Annotated in this window: 8 protein-coding genes; all 8 read left to right on the top strand. The window is 32.0% G+C overall.

What is annotated here, in order from left to right:
* Positions 1-73: 73 nt before the first annotated feature.
* The 8 genes from NYQ66_RS10680 (at position 74) to NYQ66_RS10645 (ending at position 5,326) form a co-directional block, all read left to right on the top strand.
* Positions 74-1,233 (top strand): IS3 family transposase gene (locus NYQ66_RS10680; RefSeq protein WP_259869372.1). Its coding sequence is split into 2 segments (ribosomal slippage): positions 74-317 and positions 317-1,233, totalling 1,161 coding nucleotides; the frame shifts between segments, so codons are not numbered across the junction.
* A gap of 398 nt (positions 1,234-1,631) precedes the next feature.
* A complete protein-coding gene (locus NYQ66_RS10675; protein WP_259869370.1) occupies positions 1,632-2,285 on the top strand; it encodes an IseA DL-endopeptidase inhibitor family protein in 654 nt (217 codons plus the stop codon).
* A 148-nt stretch (positions 2,286-2,433) separates the two neighbouring features.
* Positions 2,434-2,679, top strand: coding sequence for a hypothetical protein (locus NYQ66_RS10670; RefSeq protein ID WP_259869369.1), 246 nt, complete (start codon positions 2,434-2,436; stop codon positions 2,677-2,679).
* Between the two features lie 81 nt (positions 2,680-2,760).
* On the top strand, positions 2,761-2,895 hold the full coding sequence (locus NYQ66_RS10665; RefSeq protein WP_259869368.1) for a hypothetical protein: 135 nt from the start codon (positions 2,761-2,763) through the stop codon (positions 2,893-2,895).
* 151 nt (positions 2,896-3,046) lie between these two features.
* Positions 3,047-3,547 carry a putative periplasmic lipoprotein gene (locus NYQ66_RS10660; RefSeq protein WP_259869367.1) on the top strand — a complete coding sequence of 167 codons (501 nt, stop codon included), beginning with the start codon at positions 3,047-3,049 and terminating at the stop codon, positions 3,545-3,547.
* Between the two features lie 314 nt (positions 3,548-3,861).
* Positions 3,862-4,380 carry a hypothetical protein gene (locus tag NYQ66_RS10655; protein WP_259869366.1) on the top strand — a complete coding sequence of 173 codons (519 nt, stop codon included), beginning with the start codon at positions 3,862-3,864 and terminating at the stop codon, positions 4,378-4,380.
* A 404-nt stretch (positions 4,381-4,784) separates the two neighbouring features.
* Complete coding sequence (locus tag NYQ66_RS10650) at positions 4,785-4,919, top strand: hypothetical protein (protein ID WP_259869365.1); 135 nt, start codon at positions 4,785-4,787, stop codon at positions 4,917-4,919.
* 62 nt (positions 4,920-4,981) lie between these two features.
* Positions 4,982-5,326 (top strand): DUF4181 domain-containing protein, encoded by a 345-nt coding sequence (locus NYQ66_RS10645; RefSeq protein ID WP_259869363.1) that lies wholly within the window; start codon positions 4,982-4,984, stop codon positions 5,324-5,326.
* Positions 5,327-5,451 lie beyond the last annotated feature (125 nt).

The raw sequence follows: 5,451 nt of genomic DNA, 5'->3' as shown, positions 1-5,451 counted from the left end.
ATAGTTTCATGGACACACCTTAGTTAAGTTTCTATAGATTTGTTACACTATATAGAAGAAAGGTTGTGTCCGTATGGGAAACAAAAATACAGGCAAAAAATATAATGAAGATTTTAAAAAAATGATAGTAGATCTTTATAATTCTGGAAGTTCAGCTAAAGACTTAAGCAGCGAATATGGCGTATCTGAAGTAACTATTTATGCATGGATTAAGAAGTTCTCTCCGATTAAAACAGAAGATGGTGACACTGTTACAGCTGATGAAATTGCTAAGATGAAAAAGCAAATGCTTAAGCTGCAGGAGGAGAATGACATTTTAAAAAAGGCTATGGCCATATTCGCGAAGAAGTAACACTTGCTGAACTAACCACTGTCATCGATGCTCATAAAGATGATCACTCTGTTAAACAAATGTGTGATGTTTTAGGTGTGTCCAAAAGCACGTACTATCAAACGAAAAAGCATGTGGAGTCTAATCGTGATCGTGAAAATAGAGAAATAACTGAGCGTATAAAGGATATTCATGCAGAAAGTAAACAGCGTTATGGAGCACATAAAATCTATGAATCTCTAAAAAAAGAAGGCTATAACGTAAGTATCAAGCGTGTACAGCGCCTAATGAAAAAGGCTGGTATCCGTTCTATCATTGTTAAGAAATTTAGACCTACACCAAGCAAAGAAACAGTAATTGAAAGAGACAATATATTAAAACAAGACTTTAACACCACAAATATAAATCAAAAGTGGGTTGGAGACATTACGTACATTAACACGTTAAGAGATGGTTGGTGTTACTTAGCTTCTGTGATGGATTTACACACGAAGAAGATTATTGGTTATGCTTTCTCACGCTCGATGACAACAGAATTAGTATTAAAGGCTTTGGACAATGCTTATATCACACAACAACCCAATGATGGAGTAGTGTTTCACTCTGACTTGGGATCACAATATACCAGTGAAGATTTTAGACAGCGCATACAATCGTATGGAATGGACCATTCCTTTAGTCGCAAGGGTTGCCCTTATGATAATGCCTGTATTGAATCATTCCATGCGATCTTAAAGAAAGAAGAAGTAAACCATGTAAGATACTTAGATTTCAACTCTGCAAACATTGAGTTGTTTAAATATATTGAAGGTTGGTACAACCGCAAAAGAATACACGGTAGTATTGCTTATAAAACACCACAAGAACTTGAAAATGAACTAAATGTGCACGTGGCAGCATAGACAGAATGGAGAGCCGGCTTTACATGGAGAAGTGAGCATGATAGCCTCACTTGGCTTGCCAGCATGTTTTTAAATAAACTGCTTTCCTGGCATGAAAATCTATGCTCACAGAGGCTCCTTGTCAAGCCTTTTAATTTCTAGAATTTATTCAGTTAGAAAATTAACTTTTTTGTGTCCAAGATATTGACGTAGATCCAGTACTTAATAACTTGCTAGTAATAGGGTTCTTAATTATGTTGTTAGGCTTAGCTATTGGTGTATAAGGAAGTTTTAAAGATAGTGATTCGCACACTCAAACCTAAGAAAATAAGAATTCATTAAGTAAGTGAATATTGTTGAACTAACGGGGAGAAAAAGTTTAACAAGAAAGTTCAGATTTTTTGAAGGGAGTGAAGAGATTGAAAAAAATTATATATTTAAGCGTTTTTTTAAATATTGTAATTGCTCTTCAAGGATGTAGTAATGAAGAGGCTACTGAAGAAGATCTTTCAACTCTAAAGCAAGAAAATCAAGATTTAATAGAGGGACATATTGAAATGGAAACAGAGATTGCTGATATTAAAGACAAGTTAGATGAACTTCTACAATCGGAAGAATCCCAATATAGAGATGGTGAAGTATCAGAAGACGATATTAAAACGCTCCTCACTAATGGAAAAGAACGATTTTTCCATGTTCAAAGCGGGGGAGATATTAAAGAGGTCGAAACCGTAGAATACAACGGAGAAATGTATAGATATTTAGGTGAGGATTTGAACACTGACGAAAGGCTTACGGTTTATCTCACAGAAACTTTCACACAAGAAGTTGTTAATGAAGTAATAAATGAATTAAACATTGTAGAAATAAAGGGTATGTTGACACAACCTATTGCAGATAGAGGCAGTATTTTAGAATGGGGAAAAGCTAACTATCAAAGTATCGAGTTAGCAAAGGCAACAATAAAATTAAATCTTAATGTACCTCTTGGTGATACAGGGGAATTTGAAGAAGAGATCGTAGAATTAAAATATATAGAGGGAATAGGTTGGCGAATTAATTCACTTCTGTAACTAAATAATACATAGTTATATTTCAATTATTAAAAATTGAAATCGCTTGTTGTGCTAACGGGTGGCTTTATAACAAGAAGGAGTTGTTGATGTAGTTACCCCTTTTCTGCTAATGTGGCAGGAATGTTAAACAAGGGAAGACGATTATTTGAAATTATTACAAAAATTAAATTTAATTATTGCAATTGGAGTATCGATTACAGGTTTTTACCATTTTTTTATTGATAGTATTGACCTTTCGATGAATATAATCTCTTCGTTTTTAGCTTTAATGTTTTTACTGTTTGGAATAGAAAAGGTTAAAGAAAAAGACGGTGACAAGAAACTCGGCTATGCCTACTTAATTGTTGCAGTTGTCTTTTTTACGGAACTATTATTTGTCTATTTCAGCTAAAGGGAGCTTATCTGGAACAAGGGTACAGCTCCTATCGGATTACATGGCTATTTAATAATATAAATCATTGGGGGATTAAACTTGGATATTGTCGGAATCGCAATCTTGCTTATTGTTTTCTTTTCATCGAGTATTATAGAGAGAAGGCTAAAATCAATTGAAAAACAAAATAATCGTGTAATACAAATTTTAGAAGAAATAAGAGATAAAAAATAAAGCTATCTTCCACTAACGGGACCTTATGTGTAATAAGGAACGGTTAAGAAATGTAACTACTATAGAGAAATTACGTCTACTCTTTAAAGAAGGTTTCAAAATGAAGTGACTTAAACATCTATAAGAATAATTAAAGAGGGAGGAATTAACCATGAAAAAAAGGTTTTTGGTAATCTTTTTATTTTTATTAGCAATAGGATTATTAACAGCTTGTAGTAGTAGTAATGAGACAGAAGATAATTTAATAGACCCCACAACGGATACAGAAAGTACAGCAGATTGGGCATCTTTAGATATTGAAGACATTATCGATAGCTCATCTACTATAGCACTCGTTAAAGTTAAAGATGTTGAAAAATCAATTGATGATGAAGGTTTTGAATCCCAACTCGCTACACTTAAAGTTGAAAAAACACTTACTGACAATGTACCTCAAGATATTAAATTACATCAAGCCTTAAATTATGTGGAAAATGGAGGAAGATATATTTTATTTATAGAACAAAGAGGAGAAAATGGGTATTATTATGAATTAAGTGAAGAATCTGTAATTCCAATAAAAAATAATAAGGCTGTTAGCGGTATATCTGGGTTTACAGGAGAATTTACAATTGATGAATTTTTTTCCGAATTAGCAAAGAAAGTAGATTAAATTAGATTTATTGTAGTTAAAAAATGATATGTATATAAAAGATGGATTGAATAGAGAACAGTCGTAGAAAGTATCAATCTATGACTGTTGCTCTAAAAAACCACTCTCTGAGACGGCAAGCTAATATTTACTATGTGAAAGAGTACACTTAAGCTAACCGGGGCTTATCTGCAATAAGGAGTTGCCTCTTGTTGCATTAAATGGCAGGGTTAGCTGAAGAAGACTTGATGGACAGTTTGGTCGAACTGCCCAATAAACTTCATTTATAATTAACTCATTTTTGTTATAATTTAAAATAAAAAAGAGGGTCAGCATTGTATAAATTATTTTTATATTCATCGGTTTTTACACTAATCTATTTCATAATCTGGGTAGGCGTAGAATCTATACACATAAAAGTTATTCTAGGAATTGTTGGGCTAACTTTTTTACCACGGGTAAGAAAAAATCTTTACAAAACTCCACTCGTAATTAGAAAGAGTAAAGTTGCACTTTATACTTCTTTGTTTTTTACCTTTTTGTTGTTCATCCTTGATATAAAGGCATTAATGACGGAACCAAATATGGATTTTACTGTCATTATTCTTATATTTTTATATAGCTTTTTGGGAAGCTTTATTTATGGAATACCTGTTTCGTTATTCTCAGATTTAATAACAGCAAATGTTAAGAAATATCGTTTCTATCTTTCTTTTTTAGTGCATATTGGATTCGGTTTGCTTTCTTTCTTTTTTCTCGGTCCATTAATGATTATAGCTACTTTCATTGCATTATTATTTTTCCTTATAGATGAATTTTTAAGAAAAAGAGATTATATCCCTTTTGAAATATAGCCTTACTTTAAACCTCATTTCCTGCGGTTTTTTATAGTCTATAAGCAACATAATTTATTACTCTTGGAGGGATTAGGTGTATTTAACTTATTTATTGCTCTTCTTAGTAGGATTAGTTCTAGGTTGGTAGTATGGCAATTGGAAAAGAAAAATAAAGGGTTCAAGAATGTGTCTAGACCGACTGTTAAGGTTTTACTTTTAGTATCACTAATTATCACTATAATAGGTTTTACAATGGCATATGCAGACGTTGTTAAAATAGGAATTTATATCTTTATTCCGATATTAACTCTATTCCTAGTTAGAAAAACATTTATATATGTTCAATCTAATAACTAACATTTCTTTCTTACATTAACGGGAGCTTATTGGGAACAAATATATAAATCATTGGGGGATTAAATTTGGATATTGTCGGAATCGCAATCTTGCTTATTGTTTTCTTTTCATCGAGTATTATTGAGAGAAGGCTAAAATCAATTGAACAACAAAATAATCGAGTAATACAAATTTTAGAAGAAATACGAGATAAAAAGTAAAGCTATCTTCAAGTAAAGGGTTGCGTTAATGTAATAAGAATAGATTTGAGGGGGATTTTGTAGTGGGTATTTCAACTCCTATATTAGCAATATTTATCGCTATTTCCTACAACCTTTTAAGGAAGTTGCTTATTGGAGAAGAAAAGAAAAAAATATCGGAAACGGCTGGTAAGAATGTTTACCGAATTGGGATGGGTATATTTGGGCTTATCGGTATTCTTACTGTTATTATCGCTTTGGATTTGTCGGATAATAATTCTATGAAATGGTTTTGGTCCATCTTTATAACGCTAATACTTGGTTTTCAGTCATTTATGGATTGGAAGTTTCATAAGAACTCAAAGGAATATATCGTTCCACTTATTGTGCTAGTTTTAGGTATAGTTTATATTTTTATTTTTATATAATGGTTTACTCTTAAATGTGAGGGATTACACTTACACTAACGGGATGCTTATTTTTAATAAGGATTTGCCCCTTGTTCCACTCAAGAAGCAGAATAATTTAACATTACATATAATGGAAAAAAGCG

The organism is Aquibacillus koreensis (genome assembly GCF_025154055.1).
GTDB classification, from domain to species: Bacteria; Bacillota; Bacilli; order Bacillales; family Amphibacillaceae; genus Aquibacillus_C; species Aquibacillus_C koreensis.
Note: the sequence above shows the minus strand (reverse complement) of the source record. Positions and strands in the feature narration are given on the sequence as shown.

What these genes read in the sequence shown, in the direction of transcription:
- NYQ66_RS10660 (WP_259869367.1), top strand. Translation starts at nt 3,047, where the DNA reads ATGAAAAAAAGGTTTTTGGTAATCTTTTTATTTTTATTAGCAATAGGA.